At 72.8% G+C, this 25,195-nt stretch carries 23 protein-coding genes; 10 read left to right on the forward strand and 13 right to left on the reverse strand.

The annotated features are described in order from the left end of the window. Positions 1 to 111 precede the first annotated feature (111 nt). Entirely contained in the window at positions 112 to 645 is a 534-nt protein-coding gene (locus IE305_RS32115; RefSeq protein WP_190133379.1) for a MarR family winged helix-turn-helix transcriptional regulator, read from the reverse strand. A gap of 143 nt (positions 646 to 788) precedes the next feature. Between IE305_RS32115 and IE305_RS32120 the strand changes: the two genes are divergently transcribed. Continuing rightward, on the forward strand, positions 789 to 1,595 hold the full coding sequence (locus IE305_RS32120; protein ID WP_229891819.1) for a dioxygenase family protein: 807 nt from the start codon (positions 789 to 791) through the stop codon (positions 1,593 to 1,595). Positions 1,596 to 1,657: 62 nt separating this feature from the next. On the opposite strand, the gene IE305_RS32125 is transcribed toward IE305_RS32120, so the two are convergent. After that, positions 1,658 to 2,284, reverse strand: coding sequence for a hypothetical protein (locus tag IE305_RS32125; protein WP_190133380.1), 627 nt, complete (start codon positions 2,282 to 2,284; stop codon positions 1,658 to 1,660). A gap of 505 nt (positions 2,285 to 2,789) precedes the next feature. Here IE305_RS32125 and IE305_RS32130 point away from each other — a divergent pair. After that, positions 2,790 to 3,794, forward strand: a complete 1,005-nt coding sequence (locus tag IE305_RS32130; RefSeq protein WP_190133381.1) for a sigma-70 family RNA polymerase sigma factor — start codon at positions 2,790 to 2,792, stop codon at positions 3,792 to 3,794. A gap of 126 nt (positions 3,795 to 3,920) precedes the next feature. Here IE305_RS32130 and IE305_RS32135 read toward each other — a convergent pair whose 3' ends face one another. Next, on the reverse strand, positions 3,921 to 4,937 hold the full coding sequence (locus tag IE305_RS32135) for a helix-turn-helix transcriptional regulator (protein WP_190133382.1): 1,017 nt from the start codon (positions 4,935 to 4,937) through the stop codon (positions 3,921 to 3,923). A gap of 242 nt (positions 4,938 to 5,179) precedes the next feature. On the opposite strand from IE305_RS32135, the gene IE305_RS32140 reads away from it, so the two are divergent. The 3 genes from IE305_RS32140 to IE305_RS32150 all read left to right on the forward strand — a co-directional run bounded on the left by IE305_RS32140 (position 5,180) and on the right by IE305_RS32150 (position 8,795). Next, the gene (locus IE305_RS32140; RefSeq protein WP_190133405.1) at positions 5,180 to 6,673 is read left to right on the forward strand and encodes an MFS transporter; all 1,494 of its coding nucleotides are present in this window, start codon (positions 5,180 to 5,182) and stop codon (positions 6,671 to 6,673) included. Between the two features lie 191 nt (positions 6,674 to 6,864). After that, complete coding sequence (locus IE305_RS32145; RefSeq protein WP_190133383.1) at positions 6,865 to 7,815, forward strand: ATP-binding cassette domain-containing protein; 951 nt, start codon at positions 6,865 to 6,867, stop codon at positions 7,813 to 7,815. Continuing rightward, on the forward strand, positions 7,815 to 8,795 hold the full coding sequence (locus tag IE305_RS32150; RefSeq protein ID WP_190133384.1) for an ABC-2 membrane transporter-related protein: 981 nt from the start codon (positions 7,815 to 7,817) through the stop codon (positions 8,793 to 8,795). Before IE305_RS32145 ends, IE305_RS32150 begins: the two co-directional genes overlap by 1 nt. A gap of 43 nt (positions 8,796 to 8,838) precedes the next feature. Here IE305_RS32150 and IE305_RS32155 read toward each other — a convergent pair whose 3' ends face one another. Beyond that, entirely contained in the window at positions 8,839 to 9,315 is a 477-nt protein-coding gene (locus IE305_RS32155; RefSeq protein WP_229891821.1) for a MarR family winged helix-turn-helix transcriptional regulator, read from the reverse strand. A gap of 146 nt (positions 9,316 to 9,461) precedes the next feature. On the opposite strand from IE305_RS32155, the gene IE305_RS32160 reads away from it, so the two are divergent. Beyond that, a complete protein-coding gene (locus tag IE305_RS32160; protein ID WP_190133385.1) occupies positions 9,462 to 10,394 on the forward strand; it encodes an NADP-dependent oxidoreductase in 933 nt (310 codons plus the stop codon). A gap of 30 nt (positions 10,395 to 10,424) precedes the next feature. On the opposite strand, the gene IE305_RS32165 is transcribed toward IE305_RS32160, so the two are convergent. Together IE305_RS32165 and IE305_RS32170 are read right to left on the reverse strand one after the other, a co-directional pair. Further along, entirely contained in the window at positions 10,425 to 11,537 is a 1,113-nt protein-coding gene (locus IE305_RS32165; RefSeq protein WP_190133386.1) for a P1 family peptidase, read from the reverse strand. Continuing rightward, complete coding sequence (locus IE305_RS32170) at positions 11,534 to 12,757, reverse strand: low temperature requirement protein A (protein ID WP_190133387.1); 1,224 nt, start codon at positions 12,755 to 12,757, stop codon at positions 11,534 to 11,536. Before IE305_RS32170 ends, IE305_RS32165 begins: the two co-directional genes overlap by 4 nt. Before the next feature lie 87 nt (positions 12,758 to 12,844). Here IE305_RS32170 and IE305_RS32175 point away from each other — a divergent pair, with 87 nt between their 5' ends. Next, positions 12,845 to 13,039, forward strand: a complete 195-nt coding sequence (locus IE305_RS32175; protein WP_190133388.1) for a hypothetical protein — start codon at positions 12,845 to 12,847, stop codon at positions 13,037 to 13,039. Between the two features lie 21 nt (positions 13,040 to 13,060). Here the strand turns inward: IE305_RS32175 and mscL are convergent, their stop codons facing one another. From mscL to IE305_RS32200, 6 genes are all read right to left on the reverse strand, one after another. Continuing rightward, the gene (gene mscL, locus IE305_RS32180) at positions 13,061 to 13,540 is read right to left on the reverse strand and encodes a large conductance mechanosensitive channel protein MscL (protein ID WP_190133389.1); all 480 of its coding nucleotides are present in this window, start codon (positions 13,538 to 13,540) and stop codon (positions 13,061 to 13,063) included. A gap of 111 nt (positions 13,541 to 13,651) precedes the next feature. Continuing rightward, entirely contained in the window at positions 13,652 to 13,777 is a 126-nt protein-coding gene (locus tag IE305_RS33630) for a hypothetical protein (protein WP_268255966.1), read from the reverse strand. 315 nt (positions 13,778 to 14,092) lie between these two features. Then, positions 14,093 to 14,998 carry an S-methyl-5'-thioadenosine phosphorylase gene (locus tag IE305_RS32185; RefSeq protein WP_190133390.1) on the reverse strand — a complete coding sequence of 302 codons (906 nt, stop codon included), beginning with the start codon at positions 14,996 to 14,998 and terminating at the stop codon, positions 14,093 to 14,095. Between the two features lie 172 nt (positions 14,999 to 15,170). Beyond that, positions 15,171 to 15,467 (reverse strand): FmdB family zinc ribbon protein, encoded by a 297-nt coding sequence (locus IE305_RS32190; RefSeq protein WP_190133391.1) that lies wholly within the window; start codon positions 15,465 to 15,467, stop codon positions 15,171 to 15,173. 66 nt (positions 15,468 to 15,533) lie between these two features. Beyond that, positions 15,534 to 16,817 carry an MFS transporter gene (locus tag IE305_RS32195; RefSeq protein ID WP_190133392.1) on the reverse strand — a complete coding sequence of 428 codons (1,284 nt, stop codon included), beginning with the start codon at positions 16,815 to 16,817 and terminating at the stop codon, positions 15,534 to 15,536. A 281-nt stretch (positions 16,818 to 17,098) separates the two neighbouring features. Then, the gene (locus IE305_RS32200) at positions 17,099 to 18,673 is read right to left on the reverse strand and encodes a potassium/proton antiporter (RefSeq protein WP_190133407.1); all 1,575 of its coding nucleotides are present in this window, start codon (positions 18,671 to 18,673) and stop codon (positions 17,099 to 17,101) included. Between the two features lie 326 nt (positions 18,674 to 18,999). Here IE305_RS32200 and IE305_RS32205 point away from each other — a divergent pair, with 326 nt between their 5' ends. Next, a complete protein-coding gene (locus IE305_RS32205; protein WP_190133393.1) occupies positions 19,000 to 21,960 on the forward strand; it encodes a penicillin acylase family protein in 2,961 nt (986 codons plus the stop codon). Between the two features lie 50 nt (positions 21,961 to 22,010). Here IE305_RS32205 and IE305_RS32210 read toward each other — a convergent pair whose 3' ends face one another. Next, positions 22,011 to 22,625 carry a 5-formyltetrahydrofolate cyclo-ligase gene (locus tag IE305_RS32210; protein ID WP_190133394.1) on the reverse strand — a complete coding sequence of 205 codons (615 nt, stop codon included), beginning with the start codon at positions 22,623 to 22,625 and terminating at the stop codon, positions 22,011 to 22,013. Positions 22,626 to 22,769: 144 nt separating this feature from the next. Between IE305_RS32210 and galU the strand changes: the two genes are divergently transcribed. Together galU and glp are read left to right on the forward strand one after the other, a co-directional pair. After that, positions 22,770 to 23,672, forward strand: coding sequence for a UTP--glucose-1-phosphate uridylyltransferase GalU (gene galU, locus IE305_RS32215; RefSeq protein WP_190133395.1), 903 nt, complete (start codon positions 22,770 to 22,772; stop codon positions 23,670 to 23,672). A 165-nt stretch (positions 23,673 to 23,837) separates the two neighbouring features. Continuing rightward, positions 23,838 to 25,130: a molybdotransferase-like divisome protein Glp gene (glp, locus tag IE305_RS32220; RefSeq protein WP_229891826.1), complete on the forward strand. Its 1,293-nt coding sequence runs from the start codon at positions 23,838 to 23,840 to the stop codon at positions 25,128 to 25,130. Positions 25,131 to 25,195: the final 65 nt, after the last annotated feature.

The following is a 25,195-nucleotide window of genomic DNA, read 5'->3' on the forward strand; positions in this document are numbered from 1 at the left end:
CGCCGAGCTCACGCTCGGCGGGGCGAAGTAGGACCAGCCCCCGAATTCGCCAACAGCGTCGTACGCCCGGCGGGGGCCTTTCCCTGTGAGAGGCCGCGGGTGCGGTGCCGCTCAGCGCAGCCAGGGCACGTCCCCGCCCGCCGGCTGGAGGCCCGCCGCCACGATGCGGCACACCTCGCCGAACAACTCGGCCTGTTCCGGCGTGAGCCGGTCGAACACCGCCGTGCGCACCGCCTCCACGTGGCCCGGCGCCGACCTGCGCAGCATCTCGTACCCCTCGTCCGTCAGCACCGCCAGCTGCCCGCGCTTGTCGGACGGGCACTCCTCGCGGCGCACCCAGCCGTTGCCCTCCAGCCGCGCCACCGCGTGCGAGAGCCGGGAACGCGTGATCTTCGCGTGCTCCGCCAGCTCGGTCATGCGCATCCTGCGGCGCGGCGCCTCGGCCAGCCGGACCAGCAGGCCGTAGTAGACGTGCGTCATACCGGCGTCGCGCTGGAGCTGCCGGTCGAGGTAGTCCTCCAGCAGTGTCGACGCGTGGCGGTACGCCAGCCAGGTGCGCTGTTCCCCCTCGGTCAGCCAGCGGGGCTCGGCGGGCGGAGCGGGAGCCTCCGCGGCCTCGGGGTTCTCCGCGGGTCGTTTCGTCATGCATCCACTGTTTCACCCGCCGCCGGTTTTCCGGGCGTATGGTGGAGAGAGTGCTTGAAGGTTCAAGCACGTCGCACGCGCTCACCCGCTCACCCACCCACCCGCTCACCCACCCACTCGCTCACCCGGCTCCTGGGGGCCCGATGACCACCGCACCCGCCCTGTCCGGCGTCACTCCCGGCGCCCGCATGCCCGTCCTCTACGTCTCCCACGGCGCCCCGCCCCTCGCCGACGACGCCCTGTGGCCCGGCCAGCTCGCCGCCTGGTCCCGTGACCTGCCCCGGCCCACCGCCGTCCTCGTGATATCCGCCCACTGGGAGGAGGCCCCGCTCGCCCTGGGTGCCACGGAGACCGTGCCGCTCGTGTACGACTTCTGGGGCTTCCCCGCGCACTACTACGCCGTCCGCTACGCCGCGCCCGGCGCCCCCGCCCTCGCCGACCGGGTGCGCAGGACCCTGCGCCGCGCCGGCGTGCCCGTACAGGACCTGCCCGACCGCGGGCTCGACCACGGCGCGTACGTGCCGCTCGTCGAGATGTACCCCGGCGCGGACGTCCCCGTGCTCCAGATGTCGCTGCCCACGCTCGACCCGCGGGCCCTCATGGAGACCGGGCGCCGGCTCGCGCCCCTGCGTGACGAAGGCGTGCTGATCGTCGCCAGCGGCTTCTTCACGCACAACCTGGCGGCGCTGCGGCACGCCGGGTCCGGGCCGCCCGCGTGGTCGGCGGAGTTCGACGCGTGGGGCCGCGAGACGCTCGCCGCCGGCGACGTCGACGCGCTGCTCGACTTCGCGCACAAGGCCCCGGCCGCCCTGCTGGCCCACCCGCGCACCGAGCACTTCGCCCCGCTGTTCGTCGCCCTGGGCGCCGCCGGCGACGACGCGACCGCCGGGCGGACCGTGATCGACGGCTTCTGGATGGGGCTGGCGAAGCGCTCGGTGCAGTTCGGCTGAGCGGCTGCGGGGGCCTGGCAGCCGAGCGGCCGCGGGGCCGGGCACCCCGCGGCCCGGGCCTGCTACATGCCCATGCGCGGGACGCCGCCTTCCTGGCCGGAGTCGCCGGGTCCGGTGTCGCGCACCGGCTGCCCGGCCTGCCCGACCTGCCCGGGGTAGCCGGGCTGTCCGGGCCGTCCGGGGCGGGCGTGCGTCGGCTGCACCGACGTTCCCGCCGCCTGCTCGCCGTACCGGTCGCCGTACCGCTGCTCGTGCCAGTGGAAGACGTAGTACGACGTCAGGGCCATGGCGATGCCGAACGACAGGCCGATCCCGGCCGAGCGCAGCACCGACGAGCCGGTGAGACTGTGCAGGAAGCCCATGGCGGCGCCGAACAGCGTGCCGAAGGCCGCCGCCCGCACCTCGGGGATCATGCGGGCGCGGTTGTGGATGATCGCGTACCCCAGGGCCGCCGTCGCCACGGCGGCGACGAGTCCGGTCAGCCAGCTCATGCCGGACGAGAAGCCGTGGTTCTGGGTGATCCACACGGCGTACAGGCCGTAGACCACGCCGCCGACGACGGGGACGGTACGGGTCCAGCGCTCGCCGCCGCCCGCGGCGCCGGCGTGCCGCAGGTGGGTGGTGCGCGGAACCGGGCCGGGCCCCTCGTGGGCGGAGTGGCCGCCGGGCGTGATCGAGTGCGTCGGCATCGCGGAGCTCCTCTCGCTCGCCCCCGCCCACCAGCGCACACCCGCCGCGCCCGCCCCGGCAACTCGATCAACCGGCCGGGCCCCTACCGATCAACTGCTCGAATCCGGGCGTTCGGTCCGTTCGGTCCAGGGCCGGTCCTTTCGGAGCGATCCGGGCAACCGTCATCCGGTGAGCGGCGTCTTCGGGGGTAGGAGCGCAAGGGTGGGGAAGCGGACGCAGAGGTGTGAGCGACGTCTCACGGCGGCGCCCGCGGCGCTGGTCCGCGGGCCCGCAGGACCCCTGTGGCCACCCCCACGACCGGGCCTGACCTGGGCTGATCGGCGCTCCGCCGGGCCGCGCCGGCGCGTGGTCCGGGACGGCGGCCGGACAGGGTACTGCATGATCGAGAAAAACCAGGCGTCTTGTGGGAATTCTGTCCGGATTCCGTCCGTTCTTCACTTCGGACGGGCGCCTTTCCCGGGGGCTCGGTCCATCCCGCGACCGTCTCATCGCAAGGGAGTACGCATGGCAACCCGTGCCGTCGCCCGCCGGCAGCCCGCAGCGCAGGGTGTCGACGAGGCAAGCAGTGTTCGCGCCGCAGGCGGGGAGATCGCCGATCGCGACCTGGTCGGCATGTACCTCGACGAGATCGCGCGTACACCCCTGCTCGACGCCGCCAAGGAGGTCGAGCTCTCCCAGACCATCGAGGCGGGCGTCTACGCCCAGCAGGTCCTCGACGGACTGGAGGAGGGCGGCGCCACGGCCCGCGAGGCCACCCGGGAGGAGCTGGAGGCGATAGCCGCCGAGGGCGCCCGGGCCAAGGACGTCTTCATCAAGTCCAACCTGCGGCTGGTCGTCGCAGTGGCCCGCCGCTACCCGCGCAGCGGCCTCCCCCTCCTCGACCTGATCCAGGAGGGCAACGCCGGCCTGGTGCGCGCGGTGGAGAAGTTCGACTACACCAAGGGCTTCAAGTTCTCGACGTACGCGACGTGGTGGATCCGCCAGGCCATCACGCGCTCGATCGCCGACCAGTCCCGCACGATCCGGCTGCCCGTCCACCTCGTGGAGGAGCTCGGCCGCATCCGCCGGGTGCAGCGCGAGTTCAACCGCGAGCACGGACGCGAGCCCGAGCACGCCGAGATCGCGGTGGAGCTGGACACCACGCCCGAGCGCGTGGGCGACGTCCTGGACTGGGCCCGCGACCCGGTGAGCCTGAACATGTCCGTGGACGACGAGGGCGAGACGCAGTTCGGCGACCTGCTGGAGGACACCTCGGCCATCTCGCCGGAGCAGTCGGTGATCGCGCTGCTGCGCAGCGAGGAGCTGGAGGGCCTCATCGGCCGGCTCGACGAGCGCACCGCGTCGATCATCAAGGCGCGCTACGGCATCGACGACGGCCGCGAGCGTACGCTGACCGAGGTCGGCAAGCAGCACGGGCTGACCCGTGAGCGCATCCGCCAGATCGAGAAGCACGCGCTGCTGGAGCTGAAGAAGATGGCCCACGACACCGGTTTCGACGCGGCGGCCTGACAGGGCCTATCATCCTGACCTGGACGATATCCGGTGCAACCGGATATATCCTCATGGACCGGGCCCCGGCGCCTCCCCCCCTTGCGCCGGGGCCCTTTTTCCTGCCCTGTTCCGCGGGGAGTCGCATCAGGTACGTACACCCACCGCGGCGCGGCTGATGCGGGCGCCGAGCCCGGCCAGGTGCTCCACCAGCTGCGGCGGCTCCTGCACCTCGAACTCGCAGTCGACGAGCGCCAGCCGGAACGCGACCCACTCCAGCGAGTCGGACGTCGTCACGTCCAGGCGGCAGCTCTCGGTAGGGGCGGAGGCCGCGGTGGAGGCCGCGCTGTCGGTTCCGGTCGCCGGCAGGGGCACCGGAGTGCCCAGCCAGCGCGGCAGTCGCGCCGCCACGAACTCCGCCGGCGCCCGGAAGGTCGCCACCACCCGGTAGACCGGCTGGAGCCGGGCCATGGACCGGCTGAGGAACTCGGCCGCGTCGGCGAACGGCAGCTCACGCGGCGTGAACCGGGCCCCCGTCGGGAACGGCTCGCTGATGCGGTCGACGCGGAACGTGCGCCAGTCGTCGCGGTCGACGTCGTACGCCACCAGGTACCAGCGCCGGCCCGTGCTGATCAGCCGGTGCGGCTCGACCAGCCGCTTCGTCTCCGTACCGTCGCCCTTGCGGTACGCGAAGCGCAGCCGTTCGTCGCCGGTGGCGGCCGAGGCGATCACGGTGAGCGTGTGCGGGTCGACGGTGGCGCCGTCGCCGCCCGTGACGGGCACGGTGGCGGACTGCAGCGCGGAGACGCGGTGCCGCAGCCGGGACGGAAGGACCTGTTCCAGCTTGGCCAGGGCCCGTACGGAGGCCTCCTCGATGCCCTCGACGGCGTGCCCGGCGCCGGCCCGCAGGCCGACGGCGATGGCGACGGCCTCCTCGTCGTCGAGGACGAGGGGCGGCAGGGCCGCGCCCGCCGCGAGGCGGTAGCCGCCGTCGGCACCCCGGCTCGCCTGGACCGGGTAGCCGAGGTCGCGGAGGCGCTCGATGTCGCGCCGGATGGTGCGCGGGCTCACGTCGAGCCGCTGGGCGAGCTCGCTGCCCGGCCATTCGCGGGGCGTCTGGAGGAGCGAGAGCAGGGTGAGGAGCCGTGCCGGGGTGTCCGTCATGACGGCCAGGGTCCCAGGGATCTAGGACACAAGCTGGCCTATAGGCGGGTTACCTTTCCGGTGGTTTCGGTTCGGCCCTTTGGTCCGGCCCGGCGGAACAAGCCCAGAATGCCCCGAGTAGTACGTCCTCGTACCGCCCCCGTGGAAGCAGGAAAGCCCCTTTGAGCACCGTCAGTACGCCCCCCACGTCACCTGCCGCCGCCGCGGCCGACCGCCGCCGCTGGCTGGCGCTCGCCGTCGTGATGACCGCGTCGTTCATGGATCTGGTCGACGTCACCATCGTCAACATCGCCATGCCGAGCATCCGCCAGGACCTCGGCGCCGGCTTCAGCACCCTCCAGTGGATCACCGAGGGCTACGCGCTCGCGTTCGCCGCGGGCCTGATCACGGGCGGCCGGCTCGGCGACATCTACGGGCGCCGGCGGATCTTCCTGCTCGGCATGGCCGGCTTCACGGTCGCCTCGATGCTCTGCGGCGTGGCGGGCGACCCGCACGTCCTCGTCGCGTCGCGCGTCCTCCAGGGCGCCACGGCGTCGCTGATGGTGCCGCAGGTGCTCGCCATCATCCATGCCACCTTCCCCGCGCACGAGCGCGGCAAGGTCTTCGGCATGTTCGGCGCGATCGTCGGCCTGGGCGCGGTCTCCGGCCCGATCATCGGTGCGCTGCTCACCCAGTGGAACCTCTTCGGGCTGGAATGGCGGCCGATCTTCCTGGTCAACCTGCCCGTGGGCATCGCCGGCCTGATCCTCGGCAGCCGCTACATCTCCGAGTCGCGCGCGCCGCACGCCCTGAAGCTGGACCTCGTCGGCATGGCCCTGGCCACCGGCGGCCTGCTGATGCTGCTCTACCCGCTGACGCAGGGCCGTGAGCTGCACTGGCCGCTGTGGGGCTTCCTGTGCATGGCCGGCAGCGCGGTCGTCTTCGCCGCCTTCGTCCTCTACGAGCGCCACAAGGCGCGCAAGGACGGGTCGCCGCTGGTGGAGCTGTCGCTGTTCCGCGTGAAGAGCTTCGCGGCCGGCATCGGCGTGCAGGTCGCCTTCGGCGTCGCCTGCGGCATCTTCTTCATGATCTGGACGCTGTGGATGCAGATCGGCCTGGGCTGGAGCCCGCTGCGGGCCGGCCTGACCGGCGTGCCGTTCTCGATCGGCGTGTCCGTGGCGGCGGGCCTGTCGGTGCAGAAGCTCGTGCCGCGGTTCGGCCGCAAGGTGCTCCAGGCCGGTGCCGTGGCCATGACCGCCGGCGTCCTGCTCTACGTCGCCGAGTCGGCCCACTACGGCACGCACATCACGTCCTGGCAGATGATCCCGCCGCTCGTCGTGATGGGCGTGGGCATGGGCCTGATCGTGGCGCCGCTGACCGAGGCGGTCCTCGCGGAGGTGCCGCGCGAGCACTCCGGTTCGGCGTCCGGCCTGATCAACACCACCCAGCAGGTGGGCAACGCGCTGGGCCTCGGCCTGGTGTCCGTGGTCTTCTTCGACGCGCTGGACGAGGGTGCGATGGCCCGCGGCCGGGTCGGCGAGGCGTTCGGCCACGCGTTCCGCAACGGCATGTGGTGGGTCGCCGGGGTGCTGGTCCTGGTGCTGGTCCTGATGTTCGCGCTGCCGCGCACGGTGGCAGGCGGTGGTGCTGGTGGCGCCGAGGGTGCCGATGGTGCTTCGCGTGCCGAGGTTGCTGCTGCGGTGCCGGCCCAGGGGGTGGCGGATGACGCCGTACGGGAGCCTGCGGTGACGTCGTGACGCCGTGACGCCGTGACGGCGTAGGGGCATCCCACGGGCTCCGGGCCCCGGTGCGGCTGGTGACAGCCGGGCCGGGGCCCTTGCCGTACCGGGAGGCGGGGCGGGGCATGGGGGGATTTGACGGAATCGCCGTGCGATCAGCATCATCATTCCACTAAGAAGTTAGTGGAATGATGTGGGGGTTCCTGTCGATGGAGGAAGACACGTACCGGGCGGCCTCGACCGCCGCCGGCGGACCCGCGCTGGCGGCCCGGGGCCTCGGCGTGCGGTTCCGTTCCGGCTGGGCGCTCGAAGCGTGCGACTTCACGCTGCCCACCGGGCGGGTCACCGCACTCGTGGGCCCCAACGGCGCCGGCAAGAGCACCCTGTTCCACCTGGCGACGGGACTGCTGCGGCCCACGGCGGGCGAGATACGCGTGTTCGGCGCCGACCCCGTGACGGAGGAGGCGCGACGGCGCGTCGCGTTCCTCGCCCAGGACAAGCCGCTCTACCCGCGCTTCACCGTCGCCGAGACGCTGCGGTTCGGGCGCGAGCTGAACCGTTCCGGCTGGGACATGGAGAGCGCCGAACGCATCGTGCGCTCCGGGAACATCCCCCTCGACGTCCGCGTCGGCACCCTCTCGCAGGGCCAGTGCACACGCATCGCGCTGGCGCTGGCCTTCGGCAAGCAGCCCGACCTGCTGCTGCTCGACGAACCGCTCGCCGACCTCGACCCGCTGGTGCGGCGCGAGGTGATGGGGCTGGTCATGGCGGAGGTCGCGGACCGCGGCATCACCGTCGTCATGTCCTCCCACATCGTCGCCGAGCTGGAGAACATCTGCGACCACCTCCTGCTGCTCAAGGACGGCGCCGTCCGGCTGGCCGGCGACGCGCAACAGCTGTGCGACGAGCACACCCTGCTCACCGGGCACGTCGACGGCAGCACCCCGCACGGCCTGCCGCGCGCGGTGCCCGCCGGGGCGGTCGTCGACTCGGCCGTCACCGGGCGGCAGATCACCGCGCTGGTGCGGTACACGGGACCCGTCGGCGACCGCGAACGATGGGTCGGCGAACCGCCGACGCTGGAGGAGCTGCTGCTCGGCCACCTGCGCTCCCAGGTGCCGGCGGCGGGCGACGCGCCGGAGAAGGCAGGGGCGGCCTGATGAGGGGAACCCTGTGGCTGGCGTGGCGCCAGCAGCGCGCGACGGTCCTGGTGGCCGCCGCGGTCCTCGCCGTCTGCGCGGTGTGGGTGGCGTTCCGGCGCGCCGACATGATGGCGTTCCTGCACGACCATTCGCTGTCCCTGGCGGGCTGCAAGGGCTGGGACGCGGAAGAGTGCACGACCGGGGGCGCGGGCGGACCCGAGCTCGTACGCCGGGTGCTCGCCGACAACACCGGCGCGATCCGCGCCCTGGGCGCCCTCAGCGCCGCCGTACCCGTACTCGTCGGCCTCTTCTGGGGCGCCCCCCTGATCGGGCGCGAACTGGAGACCGGCACCACCAAACTCGCCCTCACCCAGGGCGCGGGGCTGCGCGCCTGGTTCGCGTCCCGGTTCGCGCTGGCGGCGGTGTGCGCGGTGACCTGCTCGGCGGTGCTCGCCGCCCTGGTCGCCTGGTGGTGGGGGCCCATCTCGAACTCCCTCGACGGCCTCTACTGGTACGACGGCTTCATCTTCAACGCGACCGGCCCGGCCGCCGTCGGCTGCGCACTCTTCGGCCTGGCCGCGGGGACGGCGGCCGGCGTCCTGCACCGGCGCACGCTGCCCGCGATGGGCTCGGCGCTCGCCGCGGTCGTCCTCGTCCGGCTGTCGCTCCAGGTGCTGCGGCCGGAGTGGATCGCGCCCGAGCGCCGGGTGACGCCCGGCATGACGCCGAAGAAGTACGTGGGCAGCGCGTGGTCGACGGGCGAGTTCGGCTACCTGGACAAGGCCGGGCGGGAGTACCCGATCTCGCACTACTGCCAGACGTCGGGTGCGGAGCTGAGGCGCTGCATGGCGGAGGAGGGCTTCGTCGCCCGCTACCACAAGGTCCGTCCCGCCGGGGACTTCTGGATCCTCCAGTGGATCGAAACGGCCGTCTTCATCGGCCTGGCAGCAGCCCTGATCGCGGCAACGTACGCGGTACTGAGGCGCCGCCTGGTGTGAGGGCCGCGGGGCCCCGGGGCCCTCGCTCCCCGGGTGAGCGGTGTCATTCCTCCTGGCCGGCGGTCGCCTCGGGGTGCACGCTGTCGCGGAGGATGCGCAGGCACGTGAGGAAGGCCGGGAGCTGTCCGGGTGTCAGCAGGCCGGTGTACCAGCGCTCGACCGTGGCCAGGTAGTCGGGCAGGAGCCGTACGAGCCGGTCGGCGCCCTCGTCGGTGAGCACCGCGTAGGTGCTGCGGCGGTCTCCGGGGAAGGACTCGCGGCGCACCAGTCCGGCGCGCTGGAGGCGGTCGACGACGCGCGTGATGCCGCTGGTGGACAGGGACGTCTGGGCGGCCAGGTCGCTCAGACGCAGGCGTTGTCCGGGGGAGCGGCTCAGCCGCATCAGGGCGTTGAGGTCCAGGGACGACACGCCGTTCTCGTCGAGCACGGGCTGCAGCTTGGCGTTGAGCCCGGCATGGGCTTCCAGCAGGAGCCCCATCGCCGTGAGGCGGGGGTCGGTGAAGAGTTCTTCGGTGTCCACCCCCCGAACCCTACCCGAGATGCTTGATGTGCGGATAGTTGACACGAGGAATATATGTCGGTAATTATGTGCTTCAGCAATATTCCTCGCGTCAACTAATGGCGGAAGCGCCAGGTCTTGGAGAGTCGAGCCCCATGGCACCTCAGATGTTTGCGATCACTCAGCGTTCCTTCGGCGGCCCGGAGGTGCTGCACGGCACGCAGGCCGAGCGCCCGCAGGCCGGGCCCGGCGAGGTGCTGGTCCGGGTGCGCGCGGCGGGCGTGAACCCGGTCGACTCGGCCGTCCGCGCCGGGCGTTTCCCTCTGTTCGCCGAGCCGCCCTTCGCTCTGGGCTGGGACGTCGCCGGCGAGGTCGTGGCGGTGGGCGAGGGAGTCACCCGCTTCGAGATGGGTGCCGAGGTGTTCGGCATGCCGCGGTTCCCGGAGGCCGCGGGTGCCTACGCCGAGTACGTCGTGGCCCCGGCCGGGCAGCTCGCCCCCAAGCCCGCCGCGCTGAGCGCGGCGGAGGCCGGCGCCCTGCCGCTGGCCGGGCTGACGGCCTGGCAGGCGTTGGTGGGCATCGCCCGGATCGAGGCCGGGCAGCGTGTGCTGGTCCACGCGGCGGCCGGCGGGGTCGGTCATCTCGCCGTGCAGATCGCCAAGGCTCGCGGCGCTCATGTCACCGCCACGGCGCGGGCGGACAACCACGCGTTCGTGACGTCACTGGGCGCGGACGAGGTGATCGACTACACGACGACGGACTTCGTGACCGCTGCCGGCCCGGTGGACGTCGTGCTCGACCTGGTCGGCGGCGAGTACGCGCGGCGGTCCGTGCGCACGCTCCGGCCCGGCGGCCTGCTCGTCACCACGGTCGGCCACCACCCGGGGATGACCGCCGAGGAGGCGGAACAGCACGGCGTTCGCTTCGAGACCGTGTTCGTCCAGCCCTCCGGCCCGGACCTGGAGAGCCTCGGCGCGCTGGCCGAAGCGGGGAAGCTGCGCGTCCACGTCGGACGGAAGCTTCCCCTGGCGGACGCGGCCACGGCCCATCGGCTCGGTGAGGCCGGCGGCGCCAAGGGGAAGACCGTCCTCATTCCCTGAGTGAAGGCGCTGACGTGGCGTAAGAACCGGCTACGCCTCGTACAGCGACCTGTACGACGGGAAGACGCCGCCCGGGGTGTCGACGCTCTCGGTGGTCAGGATCGCTTTGACCACCGCGCGGGTCAGGGCGTCGGCGCCCGCGGCGAGGATGTCGTTGACCGCGCCGGCTGCGAAGTCGGCGCTGCCGGGCAGCGACTCCTCCTCGGGGAGGGGGTGTTCGCCCGTGGCGAGGGCGAACACCGTGTCGCCGTCGGTCAGCAGGTGCACCGGGCGGACCGCGCGGGCCAGTCCGTCGTGGGCGGTGCCCGCCAGCTTCTGGGCCTGGGCCCGGGTGAGCACGGCGTCGGTGGCCACCACGGCGATCGTGGTGTTGAGCGGCGGCTGCGCCGCCGCCACCCACCGCCGTGCCGACTCCTCCCGGGCGGCGTCGAGGGCTCGCCGGGCCTGCTGGTGCCGTTCCGGCGAGGGGTACGTCACGGGGCCGCCCTCGAAGTACTGCCCGTACAGCACCCCCGTCGCCGGATCGGCCACGGAGCCCGCCGCGTTGACGGCGGCCAGGGCCGCGACCGTCACCCCGGACGGCAGGACCACGCTCGCCGTGCCGATACCTCCCTTCAGTCCCCCGGCCACCGCGCCGGTGCCCGCCCCCACGTTGCCCTGCTCCACCGGTGCGCCCACGTCCGTACGGGCCGCCGCCCGCACGGCCTCGCGGCCGAGTGCGGCATCCGGCCGGGCCCGCCAGTCGCCGCCCCGTCCGAGGTCGAACAGTGCGGCCGCCGGCACCACCGGCACAACCTGCCCCGGCGCCGGGCCCACCCGGAAGCCCCGGCCCGCCTCCTCCAGCCAGGCCATCACCCCCGACGCGGCGTCCAGCCCGAACGCGCTGCCCCCGGTGAGCACCACCGCCTCGACACGCTGGACGAGGTTGCGCGGGTCGAGCGCGTCCGTCTCGCGCGTGCCCGGGCCGCCACCGCGCACGTCCACCGCCGCGACCGCACCGCCCTCCGGCGCCAGCACCACGGTCGTGCCCGTCAGCGCCCCGTCGCCGATGCGCTGCGCGTGCCCGACACGCAGTCCGCGGACGTCGGTCAACGCGTCCCGAGGGCCGGTTGCTGCGTTTCCACCCCTGATGTGCTCGCTCATACGCCAGGCGTATCACGCACGCTCTCCGGCCGCTGCTCCCTCCGTTCCTGACGTGCAATCAGCGTGACCCCCGCCGCCACCGTGGCCGCGCCCACCAGGCCCGCGGCCAGTACGGCCGCCCCGCCGGCGAACGTGCAGGCCAGGACTGCCACGGCAGCCGTGGGCAGGACCAGCTGCTGGGCCGTGCCGCGCTTGTGGTGCCGGGAGTGGACGAGCCACACCGAGAACATGAACAGCGCCCCCGGCACCGTCACCGCGGCCGACGCCGCGAACGTCGACACGTGCGCCTTGCCCACGCTCTGCTCGACGGCCACCTCGATGCCCGCGCCGATCGCCGCAGCCGAGCTGAAGACCAGGTAGTGGCCGTAGCCCCAGACGAACGCCTGCCGGTTCGACGCCAGGTGCAGATGGATGGGCACCGCGAAGTAGATCCAGAACGCCGCGAAGATCAGCAGGAGTCCGCCGGCGGCGATGGGCAGCAGCTCGCCGACTTCTTCCTGGGCGTCCGCCGCCGACTGCACCGCCGTCGTGGCCGCCGCCACCGTCTCGCCCAGCACGATGATGGTGAACAGGCCGAACCGCTCGGCGATGTGCTCCGGGTGCCACGCCGTCGGCGCGCCCCGCTCGGCGAGCACGGGCACCGCCATCTCGGCGACCGCCATCACCACGAACACCCACGGCCTGACCCCGGCCGGCAGGAGCAGCAGCCCCAGCCAGCCGACCTGGCACAGCGAGACCCCGGCCGCGTACCGCAGGGCGGTCCGCCGCTCGGCGCCCCGCGCCGCGCGCGCCGCCCGCAGCCACTGCGAGACCAGCGCGAGCCGCATCACCAGGTAGCCGAACCAGACGAGGGAGAAGTCCGAGGCGTCGAACGCCCGGGGCACCCCCGCCGCGAGGATCAGCACGCCCGCGATCTGGAGGAGCGTCACCAGGCGGTAGACGACGTCGTCCGTGTCGTAGGCCGAGGCGAACCAGCTGAAGTTCATCCACGCCCACCAGATGGCGAAGAAGACCATCAGATAGCCGGGGATGCCCTGCCCCGGGTGGCCGTCCGCCAGCGCGTGCACCAGCTGGCGGCCCGCCTGGGCCACGGCCACCACGAAACACAGATCGAAGAAGAGCTCGAGCGGGGTGGAGGCCCGGTGCTCCTCCTCCCGGCCGCGGGGCGCCATCCGGCGCAGCAGCCCGTGGCCGCGGCCGGGAGGCGGTACCTCGCTCATACCGTGATTGTGACCGCGGGCCGCGGAGTCCGCGCGCCGGTTGCCACCACGGCGGGGAGCTCACCCTGCCGCCCGTACCCTGGACGCATGAGCACCGCCCCGAAGCCCCGAGCGCCGCGGCCCAGGACCAAGCCGTCCGCCGCGCTGATCTTCGACGACCCGCTGTCGCAGCAGTCGTCGGACGACACCGACCGCGGCTGGGGCGACCGGCCGGCGCCGCGCGACGGCGACAGCGCCGACCTGGCCCGTTTCCTGGACGAGAAGCCGCCCCACCACCTGTAGGGGCCGTCCCTGCCCGCGCCGCTAGCGCTGGGCCGGTACCGAGTCCGAGCCCGGGCCGCGGCGCTGCTCGATCAGGGTGTCCCTGATCTGCGCGAGCAGCTCGATCTCCGTCGGCTCGGCCGGCTCGCTCGCCGCCGGGGACTTCGCCGCCTGGCGGTCCTGCCAGCGCTTCATCGGCAGCAGCATGAGGAAGTAGACCACCGCTGCGGTGATCAGGAAGGTCAGCGAGGCGCTGAGCACCGCGCCCCACTGGAGGTAGACGCCCTTCGTCACCTCGCCCGCGGCCGTCCGGACGCACGGGCCCTTCAGACAGGCCGCGTAGTGCTCCAGATCCTTGGTGCCGAAGGCGCCCACGACCGGGTTGATGAGGCCCTTCACCACGGAGTTGACGATGTTGGTGAACGCCGCTCCGATGACGACCGCCACCGCCAGGTCCACGACGTTGCCCCGCATCAGGAACGCCTTGAATCCCCCGAGGACACCTGGCTTCTTCTCGCTCACCGAGCTCACCGAACAGCCTCTCTCCGCGCGCACAGGTCGCAGAATCGTCGAAATCGTCGATTCCATAACGTACGGCAGAAACCGGCCATTCTGTCCAATCCGCTGACACGATCAGATGAGGCGCCAGTGCGCCAGGACGGACGAGCACAGCGACACCACCCCTCCGGCCGCCAGCCCGCCGGCCACGGTCAGCCGCCACCGGAGCCGGCCCCGGCCCGCCCCGCGCCCGCCGATCATCACGGGCGGGAACGCCGGCACCGCACGGCGCGGCGGCGTCCACGACGCGGGACCGGGCGGCGGCGCGGGCGGGACGAGGAACGGGGCGGGGAGCGGAGGCGAGGACGGGAGTGGAGGCGAGGACGGGAACGGGGGTGCGGACGGGTGGGGCACGGACACGGTGATCACCGCCTGTCGTGGGTCGGGTGGCCGGACGCACCCCACCGTGCCCGTTCCCGCCGGATCCTGCTCACGGCTGTGGACTACCCACCGGTTGTGGACAACTTCGTCACCCACACAGGGGAAACCAGCGCCCAGACCAGCCGGACCAGCGCCCTACGGCAGCTCGATCCCCAGGTCCCACCCGTCGTGCGCCCGCACGCACAGGCAGTCCCGGTCCTCCGTCTTCGGCAGCGTCGTCACCAGGTCGAAGAGCACCTCGCGCAGCCGGCCCACGTTCTCGCCGAAGACCCGCAGCACCTCCTCGTGGGAGACGCCCTCGCCGGTCTCCGCGCCCGCGTCCAGGTCCGTGACCAGCGACAGCGACGTGTAGCAGAGCCCCAGCTCACGGGCGAGCACCGCTTCCGGGTGCCCGGTCATGCCGACCACCGACCAGCCCTGCGCCGCGTGCCAGCGCGACTCGGCGCGCGTGGAGAAGCGCGGGCCCTCGACCACGACCATCGTGCCGCCGTCCACCGGCTCCCAGCCGCGCCCGCGCGCCGCCGTCACGGCCAGCGAGCGCCCCACCGGGCAGTACGGCTCGGCGAAGGTCATGTGCACGACGTTGGGCACCGCGCCCGTGCCCGGCTGCGGCTCCCCGTCGAAGAACGTCTGCGTGCGCGACTTCGTCCGGTCCACCAGCTGGTCCGGCACCAGCAGGGTGCCGGGCCCGTACTCCTGCTGCAGACCGCCCACCGCGCAGGGCCCCAGCACCTGCCGCACGCCGACCGAGCGCAGGGCCCACAGGTTGGCCCGGTAGTTGATGCGGTGCGGCGGGGTGCGGTGGTCGCGGCCGTGGCGGGGCAGGAAGGCGACGCGGCGGCCGTCCAGCTCACCGAGGAAGAGGCTGTCGCTCGGGCGCCCGTAGGGGGTGTCGACCGTGAGCTCGGTCACGTCGTCGAGGAAGGCGTAGAAACCGGAGCCACCGATGACCCCGATCTCCGCCGGCGGTACGGGCTCCGCCGACGGAGCTCCGGCTATCGCGGGCTTCACTGTGGTCGTGCTGCTCGTCGTGTCGGCCATGGCGTCACCCTAGCCCTCGGGCCACGTCCCCTCTCCCGGCCCGTGACACGACGAAGCCCGCCGGCCCCGGTGTGTTCCGGGGACGACGGGCTCGGTCGCGCACCGGCGCCCCGAGGGGTGCCCGTGCGTACGGGTGAAGGTGCGCGGAAGCGCGTGCGCCGGGGCGCGTGCGTCAGGCGGCGGAGCTGCCGGCCGTGGACGCCGAGGAACCGGTCGAGGACGAACTCGACGCCGAGGACGTGCTGGTGCTCGTCGACGAGGCCGGCTTCGCCGGGCTGCTGCTCGACGACGTGCCGCGGCTGTCGTTCCGGTAGAAGCCGGAGCCCTTGAAGACGATGCCGACCGCCGAGAACACCTTCTTCAGGCGGCCGTCGCACTGCGGGCAGACGGTCAGGGCGTCGTCCGTGAACTTCTGCACCGCCTCAAGGCCCTCGCCGCACTCGGTGCACTGGTACTGGTAAGTCGGCACTTGCTCCTCCTGGCACTCTCACTCATTGAGTGCTAACGACGCTCCATAGTGCAGTATTCCGGCCTGTCAGTCCACCGCAACCGGCTCACGGTGACCGACCCCACGTGCCGCCACGACGGACGAGGGGGCCGGGGTCAGCGCGCGGCGCAGCGCCAGCAGCACCAGCAGGGCCGCCGCCGTGCCGCCCAGCGGCACCAGGAAGCCGGCGCTCGCGCCGTGGCCGTCGATGAGCTGTCCGCCGACCGTGGCGCCGGCCGCCTGGCCCAGGCCGACGGCGCCCGTCAGCCAGGTGAAGGCCTCCGTGCGGGCGCCCGCCGGGACCAGCCGCTCCACCAGGGTGTAGCCGGTGATCAGGGACGGGGCGATGCACAGGCCCACGACGAGACCGACGGCGCCCAGCAGCAGCATGGCGTGCGCCGCCCACAGCGGAGTGGTGGCCAGGACCAGCAGCGGGTAGGCCAGCAGCAGGCGGCGCTGCGGGCTGGACTTCCAGGCGACGACGCCGCAGACAATGCCGGCGATCATGTTCCCGGCTGCGAACGCGCCGTACATCAGGCCGTTCATGTCGGGCTTGCCCGCGGCCTCGGTGAAGGCGGTCATGGACACCTGCATGCCGCCGAAGACGGTGCCGATGCCGAGCATGACGACCGCCAGCACCCGGACGCCCGGCACGGACAGCGCGGAGACGCGCTTGCCGTCGCCGGCCGCGCCGGCCGCCGGCCGGTGCGGCTGGGGCTGCGTGCCGCGCTGCGAGGCGAACAGCAGGCCGCCGAGCAGGGTGAGGGCGGCCTCGGCGGCCAGGCCGGCCGCGGGGTGGACGTTGGTGCACAGCGCGGTGGCGAGCACCGGGCCGATCACGAACGTGAACTCGTCGGTGACCGACTCGAAGGCGGCCGCCGTCGCCATCAGCGGCGAGCCCTCCAGCTTGTTCGCCCACCGGGCCCGCACCATGGGGCCGATCTGCGGCGTCGAGGCACCGGCCGGCACGGCGGCCGCCAGCAGCGCCCACAGGGGGGCGTGCGACAGGGCGAGCGCCGTCAGCAGCGTGATGGCCGCGGCGTGCACGACGACGCCGGGGATCAGGACGGCGGCCTGCCCGAAGCGGTCGGCGAGCTTGCCGGCCTGCGGCGCGAACAGGGCCATGGCGACGCCGGCCGTCGCGGAGACGGTGCCCGCCGTGCCGTAGGAGCCGGTGGTGTCGCTGACCAGCAGCAGGATGCCGATGGTCAGCATCGCGAACGGCTGCCGGGCCAGGAAGCCGGGCAGCAGGAACGTCCAGGCGCCGCGCGTGCGCAGCAGCTGTCCGTATCCGGGTCGGGTCCCGGGGGAGTCGTGGACCGTGGATGCCACGGCCTTGGCCTTTCCACCGCCTGGTAGCACACCCCGACGGGATCACGGAGCGTGCCGAGAGCTGTCCTCTCGCGCAGGACCGTGGTAGATACCGCTCCGGCCGCCTTGTGCGGCCGCGGCCGCCGTGCGGTCGCGCCAGCTCTGCATCAGGCAGAGTTGGTTCGAGTTGTTCGGTTCGGTTGGGTCGGTCGGTATCGCGTCGTATCGCCCCGTACCGGTGGAAGCACCGATGTCGATGGAAGCACCGATACCGGCGATACGCACGCGAATGAACGAATAGCTTACTTAACCAACTTCTTCTTCACCAGACCCCAGGTCTGCCGGGCTTTCGCTCCCGTCCCCGTGACCTCGCGGACCGTAGGCGTCCCATGCGCCCCCTGTGTTCCCAGCCAGCCGGCCAGCTTGCCGCCCTCGCCGACGGCGCGCAGCCGCCGCTCGGCGGCGTCCCGCACCGGGTCCGTGGCCACCACCAGCAGTTCGTCGCCGCGCCGCAGCACGGTGCTGGGGGAGGGTACGAAGCTCGTGCCGTCGCGGACGACGAGGGTGACGGCCGCACCGGCCGGCAGCCGCAGCTCGGACACCTCGACGCCGTGCATCCGGGAGCCGGGCGGGATGGCCACCGACAGCAGGTGGCCGCGGAGCCGCTCCAGCGGCGCCGACTCGATGCCCAGGTCCTCGGCCTCGGTGTCGCGCAGCTTCAGGTGGCGGGCGAGCCACGGCAGGGTCGGGCCCTGCACCAGCGTGTAGACGATCACCAGCACGAAGACCATGTTGAAGATGCGCCGGCTGCCGGCGACCCCGCCCACCATGGGGATGGTCGCCAGCACGATCGGCACCGCGCCGCGCAGGCCCGCCCACGACAGCAGGGCCTTCTCCTGCCAGGGCGTGCGGAACGGCGCCGTGCTGACGAACACCGACACCGGGCGTGCCACCACCGTCAGCACCAGGCCCACGAGCAGCGCGGGCAGGATGTCGGCGCCCAGCTCGTGCGGCGTGACGAGCAGGCCGAGCAGGACGAACATGCCGATCTGCGCGATCCAGCCGAGCCCCTCGGCGAAGCCCCGGGTGGCCGGCCAGTGCGGCAGCCGGGCGTTGCCCAGCACCAGGGCGGCGAGGTAGACGGCGAGGAAGCCGGAGCCGTGCGCGAGGGCGCCGCCGGCGTACGCGGAGACGGCGATGGCCATCACGGCGATCGGGTAGAGGCCGGAGGCGGGCAGGGCGACGTGCCGCAGCCCGTACGCGCCGACCAGGCCGACCGCGAGGCCCACGGCGGCGCCGATGGCCAGCTCCAGGGCGATCTTGCCGAGCAGGACGTACCAGTGCTCGACGGGGCCGGCGGCCGAGAAGGCGACGACGAGGATGACGACGGGGGCGTCGTTGAAGCCGGACTCGGCCTCCAGGACGCCGGTGAGGCGGCTGGGCAGCGGGACGTTGCGGAGGACGGAGAAGACGGCCGCGGCGTCCGTGGAGGACACCACCGCGCCGACGATCAGGGCCTGGCGCCATTCGATGCCGGCCAGGTAGTGGGCGGCGGCCGCGGTCACGCCGACGCTGACCGCGACGCCGAGGGTGGAGAGGACGGCGGCGCTGGGCAGGGCCGGTTTGATCTCCTGCCACTTGGTGCCGAGACCGCCCTCGGCGAGGATCACGACCAGGGCCGCGTAGCCCAGGGTCTGGGTGAGCCCGACGTCGTCGAAGCGGACGCCTATGCCGTCCTGGCCGATGGCGACGCCGATGCCGAGGTAGACGAGCAGGGTGGGCAGCCCGCTGCGCGAGGAGACCCTCACCGCCGCCACGGCGACGAGCAGGACGATCGAACAGACCAGCAGGAGTTCGTTGAGGTGGTGGACAGTCAGGGGCCGCTCCCTTCACGAGGTCTTTCAAGGCACAGTCGTCGGTCGTGAAGCTCCTCACGACGGCATCTCGGGCTGTCCGAAACGTTCCTCCTGTTCTGGCGGCGTCTGTCGGCCTCCGGCTCCGGTCCCTCTCCATCCACAGGTAAGTTCTTTTGGTCATCTAATATTTTACGGGTTCTTGACGCCCTGACCTGCCGGGACCGCGTCCACCCGCTGCCGGAGCCCGCGCCGACGGCCTCCACACGGCACCGCGTCCAGGCGCCGCACGCCCTGCGCCTATGGTTGCTTCCAGCACTCCGGACCACCCTGCCCCTCTAAGGACAGCGATGCCCGCCAACAAAACCGGCCCCGGCAAGAAGAAGAAGGGGCGACGCGCCCGCCTGCTCGTGATCATCACCGTGCTGCTGCTCGTGGCGGGCGTCGCCTTCGGCGCGTACTGGAGCATCGGCACCGTCCGTGCCTCCTTCCCGGAGACGGACGGCACCCTCCGGCTCAAGGGCCTGTCCGGCGAGGTGAAGGTCGTCCGCGACGGACACGGCATCCCGCAGGTCTACGCCGACAACGCCGAGGACCTCTTCCGCGCCCAGGGCTTCGTGCACGCCCAGGACCGCTTCTGGGAGATGGACGTCCGGCGGCACCTGACGGCGGGACGGCTCTCCGAGATGTTCGGCTCCGGACAGGTGGAGACCGACGCGTTCCTGCGCACGATGGGCTGGCGCCGGGTGGCGCAGCAGGAGTACGACACGAAGCTGTCGCCCGCCACCAAGAAGTACCTCCAGGCGTACTCCGAGGGCGTCAACGCCTATCTGAAGGACCACAAGGGCAAGTCGCTGTCGGTCGAGTACGCGGCCCTGGAGTTCGAGAACGACTACAAGGTCGAGCCGTGGACGCCGGTCGACTCCGTGGCCTGGCTCAAGGCCATGGCCTGGGACCTGCGCGGCAACGTCAAGTCCGAGATCGACCGGGCGCTGGCCACCTCCCGCCTGACCCCCCAGCAGATCGACGACCTGTACCCGGCGTACCCGTACGACCGGAACAAGCCGATCGTCGAGGGCGGTGCGGTCGACCCGGCCACCAAGCAGTTCGACCCCAAGGGCGGGGAGCGGTCCGGTGCGGGCCAGTCCGGCGCCCAGGCGGCCACCGGCGGCGCCGGGGCCACGGCCGGGCTGCGCAGCAGCCTCGCCGCCCTGTCGAACAGCCTCGACAAGATCCCGGCGCTGCTCGGGCCCAACGGCAACGGCATCGGGTCCAACTCGTGGGTGGTCTCCGGCCAGTACACGACGACGGGCAAGCCGCTGCTGGCCAACGACCCGCACCTGGCGCCGCAGATGCCCTCCCTCTGGTACCAGGTGGGCCTGCACTGCACCAAGAAGAGCGAGCAGTGCCCCTTCGACGTGGCCGGCTACTCGTTCTCCGGCCTGCCGGGCGTCGTCATCGGCCACAACCAGGACATCGCCTGGGGCATGACGAACCTGGGGGCGGACGTCTCCGACCTCTTCCTGGAGAAGGTCACCGCCGACACCTACCTCTACGACGGCAAGCAGAAGCCCTTCGTCACCCGCAAGGAGACCATCAAGGTCGCCGGTGAGAAGAGCCGCGAGATCATCGTCCGCGAGACCAACAACGGCCCGGTCGTCTCGGACCGCAGGGACGAGCTGGTCAAGGTCGGCGAGAAGGCGCCCGTGCAGGACCCGGCGCCGGACCGCGCCGACGGCTATGCGGTCGCCATGCGCTGGACGGCGCTGGAGCCGGGGAAGACGATGGACGCGCTGTTCGCGCTGGACCAGGCGAACGACTTCACCTCGTTCCGCAAGGCCGCGGCCGACTTCGACGTCCCCTCGCAGAACCTGATCTACGCCGACACCAAGGGCAACATCGGCTACCAGGCGCCGGGCCGCATCCCGGTCCGCGGCAAGGCCGAGGGCAAGGGCGGCGACACCGACGGCCGGACGAACGGCGCCGGCACCACCGGCCCGAACGGCACCACCACGCCGGGCACCGGCCCCAACGGCGCCACCACGCCCGGCACCGGCACGGCCGACGCCACCGGCGACGGCAAGGCCGGCGCCAAGGACGACGCGAAGAACGGCGCCAAGGCCGGCGCCGAGACGGCGACGCCCGACGGCCGCTACCCGGCCCCCGGCTGGGACCCGGCCTACCAGTGGACCGGCTGGATCCCGCAGTCCGCGCTGCCCTGGGACTACAACCCCAAGCGCGGCTACATCGTCACCGCCAACCAGGCCGTCGCCGACAAGAAGTACCCCTACCTCCTGACGCAGGACTGGGGCTACGGCGCCCGCAGCCAGCGGATCAACGACCTCATCCAGTCGAAGATCAAGGACGGCGGGAAGATTTCGACGGACGACATGCAGAAGATGCAGATGGACAACAGCAGCGAGATCGCGCGGCTGCTGGTGCCCTACCTGCTGAAGATCGACCTCAAGGGCGCCAACGAGCGCGAGACCAAGTACGTCCGCGAGGCCCAGAACCTGCTGAAGGACTGGGACTACAAGCAGGACGCGGACTCCGCCGCCGCCGCGTACTTCAACGCCGTCTGGCGCAACACCCTCAAGCTGGCGTTCGGCAACAAGCTGCCCAAGGAGCTGCGGGTCAAGGACCAGTGCCTGCGGGTGCGCCCGGCGGGCGGCTCCGGCCCGCAGGACGACCTGGACGGCAGCGCCCGCCTGGTCATGGAGTGCGGCGAGCGCGAGCCCGACGCGGCGCAGCCCGACGGCGGCGACCGCTGGTTCGAGGTCGTCCGGAACATCCTCGACAAGCCGGACAACGCCTGGTGGAAGACGAGCAGCAGCCGCCTGAACCCGGGCGCCCACAACCGTGACGAGCTGCTGGCGCAGGCCATGAAGGACGCCCGCTGGGAGCTGACCTCCAAGCTCGGCAAGGACGTCACGCAGTGGAGCTGGGGCCGGCTGCACCAGCTGACCCTGAAGAACCAGACCCTCGGCAAGGAGGGCCCGGGCATCGTCCGCTGGCTGCTCAACCGCGGCCCCTGGAACCTGGCCGGCGGCGAGGCCGCCGTCAACGCGGCCGGCTGGAACGCGGCCGGCGGCTACGACGTGGTCTGGGTGCCGTCCATGCGGATGGTGGTCAACCTGGACGACCTCGACAAGTCCCGGTGGATCAACCTCACCGGTGCCTCGGGCCACGCCTACAACGCCCACTACTACGACCAGACGGACAAGTGGGCCAAGGGCGAGCTGCTGCCGTGGGCCTTCAGCCCGGACGCCGTGAAGAAGGCGACGGAGGCGACGCTCACGCTGAAGCCGTAGCGGCAGGGCCCGGGCCCGGAGCTGATCCGGGCCCGGGCCGCCGACGCGGCTCAGGCGGTCGCGAAGCGGCGCACCCCGCCCGGGGTGACCACCGCGTGCACGGGGTGGTCGTGCGGTTCCTCAGGGACCCGCGCGACCACCTCGTCGTCGTAGAGGAGCACCACGCGCGCCGGGTCCGCCCCCGCGTGCTCCAGGCGGGCCAGCACGCGGTCGTACGAGCCGCCGCCGCGCCCCAGGCGCAGCCCGCGCCCGTCCACCGCCAGCCCCGGCAGCAGGACGGTGTCCGCGCCGGTCACCGCCGCCGGGCCCAGCCGCTCGCCGTCGGGCTCCAGCAGGCCGCGGCCGGCGCGCAGCAGGTGGTCCGGGCCGCGGTAGAGGGCCCAGTCGAGGTCGTTGTCCGGCAGCAGGACGGGAAGCAGGACGCGTACGCCCCGGGCGCGCAGCGTCTCCAGCAGCGCGCGGGTGCCGGGCTCGGAGCCCACAGAGACGTACGCGGCCACGGTCCCCGCGTCCGCCAGCTCCGGCAGCTCCAGCGCCCGCCGGGCGAGCGCCGCCTCCGCCGCCTGCCGCTCCTCCGCCGTCAGCGCGGACCGCGCGGCGAGCAGCGAGCGGCGCAGCCGGGCCTTGTCCGAGGGGTCCGCATGGGCGGGCCCGGACGTGGGCATGCCATGGTGTTGGTCGCGCGAACCACGCGCGGCGGCGTCGCCGGGAGCATCGGACGGGATCATTGTTCGTACAAACTCCATGTCTCAGGTCATACTCGGCGGAGTCACATCTTCCGCACAAACGCAACGGATAGTGTTCGGCCCATGACTCAATCGCGCCCCAGGATCAGCAAGGCTGTCATCCCTGCCGCCGGGCTCGGAACCCGTTTTCTGCCCGCGACCAAGGCCACTCCCAAGGAGATGCTGCCGGTCGTGGACAAGCCGGCCATCCAGTACGTGGTGGAAGAGGCGGTGCACGCGGGGCTGTCGGACGTCCTCATGATCACGGGCCGGAACAAGCGTCCGCTGGAGGACCACTTCGACCGCAACTACGAGCTCGAGGAGGCCCTGCGGCGCAAGGGCGACGGCTCCCGGCTCGCCAAGGTGCAGGAGTCCAGCGACCTGGCCACCATGCACTACGTGCGCCAGGGCGACCCGCGCGGGCTCGGCCACGCCGTGCTGTGCGCCGCGCCGCACGTGGGCGACGAGCCGTTCGCCGTGCTGCTCGGCGACGACCTCATCGACGAGCGCGACCCGCTGCTGTCCCACATGGTCGACATCCAGCGCCTCCACGGCGGCAGCGTGATCGCGCTGATGGAGGTCGACCCGGAGCAGATCGGCCTCTACGGCTGCGCCGCGGTCAAGCCCACCGACGCCGAGGACGTGGTGCAGATCACGGGGCTGGTCGAGAAGCCGGACCCGGCGGAGGCGCCCAGCAACTACGCCGTCATCGGCCGCTACGTCCTCGACCCCGCCGTCTTCGACGTGCTCCGCGAGACCCCGCCCGGGCGCGGCGGCGAGATCCAGCTCACGGACGCCCTCCAGGCGCTGGCCGCCGAACCGGGCCTCGGCGGGCCCGTGCACGGCGTCGTCTTCAAGGGACGCCGCTACGACACCGGGGACCGTGGCGACTATCTGCGGGCCATTGTCAGACTGGCGTGCGAACGTGAGGACCTGGGACCGGACTTCCGCGCCTGGCTGCGCACGTTCGTGACCGAGGAGCTGTAGGGCGCCCAGGCGTCCAGGGCGGGCAGAGGAGTTGCGGAGACCTTGAGCGGCGGCGGGGAGCGGACGGCCGGGGAGAAGACGGCCGCGAAGAGTACGACCGGGCAGGAGTCCGGGCAGGAGTCCGGGCCGGAGGCCGGGTCCGGGCAGCAGGCCGGCGGCGACCGCCTGTGGTCCGTCGACGAGCACCTCGCCGACGTCCTCGCCGCCGTCCGCCCGCTGGCCCCCCTGGAGCTGCAACTCCTCGACGCCCAGGGCTGCGTCCTCACCGAGGACGTCACCGTCCCCGCCGCCCTGCCGCCCTTCGACAACAGCTCCATGGACGGCTACGCGGTCCGCGTCGCCGACGTGAAGGGCGCGAGCGAGGAGTTCCCCGCCGTCCTCACCGTCGTCGGCGAGGCCGCCGCCGGCGCCGGCGCGCCGCCCGCCGTGGGCCCCGGCGAGGCCGTACGCATCATGACGGGCGCCCCGCTGCCGCCCGGCGCCGAGGCCGTCGTCCCCGTCGAGTGGACCGACGGCGGCACGGGCGGCGGCCCCGCCACCGCCATGACCCCCGCCACGCCCGCCCCCGACGGCGGCTTCGGCGAGGTACGCGTCCACCGCCCCGCGGCCGCCGGCGCCCACGTCCGTACCCGCGGCAGCGACGTACGCGCCGGGGAGATCGCCCTGACCGCCGGCACCGTCCTCGGCCCGCCGCAGATCGGCCTGCTCGCCGCCATCGGCCGCGCCACCGTCGCCGTCCGCCCGCGCCCCCGCGTGGTCGTGCTCTCCACCGGCAGCGAGCTCGTGCCGCCCGGCGAGACCCTCGCCGACGGGCAGATCCACGACTCCAACAGCTACGTGCTGGCCGCCTGCGTCCGCGACGCCGGCGCCATCCCCTACCGCGCCGGCGCCGTCGGCGACGACCCGGACGTCCTGCGCGCCGCCCTGGAGGACCAGCTGGTGCGCGCCGACGCGGTGGTCACCAGCGGCGGCGTGAGCGTCGGCGCGTACGACGTCGTCAAGGAGGCGCTGAGCGGCCTGAGCGGCGAGGAGGGCAGCGTCGCGTTCCGCAGGCTGGCGATGCAGCCCGGCAAGCCCCAGGGCTTCGGCAAGGTGGGCCCCGACCGTGTGCCCCTCTTCGCCCTGCCGGGCAACCCGGTCAGCGCGTACGTCTCGTTCGAGCTGTTCGTGCGCCCCGCCCTGCGCGCGCTGATGGGGCTGCGCCCCTCCTCCGACCGCGCGACCGTACGTGCCGTCTTGGAGCGGGACATCGCCTCCTCGCCCCGCGGCAGGCGCCAGTACCTCCGCGGGCGCTACGCGGACGGCCGGGTCACGCCCACCGGCGGCGCCGGATCGCACCTGGTCAAGGCGCTGGCCGACGCCGACGCCCTGATCGTCCTGCCGGAGGACACGACCTCGGTGGCGGCCGGCACCGAGGTCGACGTGGTGCTGCTCGACGGGCGCGCGCCCCTGGACTGACCGCGGAACGACCGTGCCCCTGGAACGACCCCGCGACCGCCCCGGCGGGTACGGTGTCTGCCCAC

Source organism: Streptomyces mashuensis, from assembly GCF_014654785.1.
Classification (GTDB): domain Bacteria; phylum Actinomycetota; class Actinomycetes; order Streptomycetales; family Streptomycetaceae; genus Streptomyces; species Streptomyces mashuensis.

Coding starts and splice junctions, on each gene's coding strand:
- IE305_RS32175 (WP_190133388.1), top strand. CDS start 12,845: ATGAGCACCGCCCCGAAGCCCCGAGCGCCGCGGCCCAGGACCAAGCCG.
- IE305_RS32160 (WP_190133385.1), top strand. CDS start 9,462: ATGTTTGCGATCACTCAGCGTTCCTTCGGCGGCCCGGAGGTGCTGCAC.
- IE305_RS32115 (WP_190133379.1), bottom strand. CDS start 645: ATGACGAAACGACCCGCGGAGAACCCCGAGGCCGCGGAGGCTCCCGCT.
- IE305_RS32120 (WP_229891819.1), top strand. CDS start 789: ATGACCACCGCACCCGCCCTGTCCGGCGTCACTCCCGGCGCCCGCATG.
- galU (WP_190133395.1), top strand. CDS start 22,770: ATGACTCAATCGCGCCCCAGGATCAGCAAGGCTGTCATCCCTGCCGCC.
- IE305_RS33630 (WP_268255966.1), bottom strand. CDS start 13,777: ATGATCGGCGGGCGCGGGGCGGGCCGGGGCCGGCTCCGGTGGCGGCTG.
- IE305_RS32165 (WP_190133386.1), bottom strand. CDS start 11,537: ATGAGCGAGCACATCAGGGGTGGAAACGCAGCAACCGGCCCTCGGGAC.
- IE305_RS32170 (WP_190133387.1), bottom strand. CDS start 12,757: ATGAGCGAGGTACCGCCTCCCGGCCGCGGCCACGGGCTGCTGCGCCGG.
- IE305_RS32140 (WP_190133405.1), top strand. CDS start 5,180: ATGACCGCGTCGTTCATGGATCTGGTCGACGTCACCATCGTCAACATC.
- IE305_RS32210 (WP_190133394.1), bottom strand. CDS start 22,625: ATGCCCACGTCCGGGCCCGCCCATGCGGACCCCTCGGACAAGGCCCGG.
- IE305_RS32125 (WP_190133380.1), bottom strand. CDS start 2,284: ATGCCGACGCACTCGATCACGCCCGGCGGCCACTCCGCCCACGAGGGG.
- IE305_RS32150 (WP_190133384.1), top strand. CDS start 7,815: ATGAGGGGAACCCTGTGGCTGGCGTGGCGCCAGCAGCGCGCGACGGTC.
- IE305_RS32145 (WP_190133383.1), top strand. CDS start 6,865: ATGGAGGAAGACACGTACCGGGCGGCCTCGACCGCCGCCGGCGGACCC.
- IE305_RS32135 (WP_190133382.1), bottom strand. CDS start 4,937: ATGACGGACACCCCGGCACGGCTCCTCACCCTGCTCTCGCTCCTCCAG.
- IE305_RS32130 (WP_190133381.1), top strand. CDS start 2,790: ATGGCAACCCGTGCCGTCGCCCGCCGGCAGCCCGCAGCGCAGGGTGTC.
- IE305_RS32205 (WP_190133393.1), top strand. CDS start 19,000: ATGCCCGCCAACAAAACCGGCCCCGGCAAGAAGAAGAAGGGGCGACGC.
- IE305_RS32185 (WP_190133390.1), bottom strand. CDS start 14,998: ATGGCCGACACGACGAGCAGCACGACCACAGTGAAGCCCGCGATAGCC.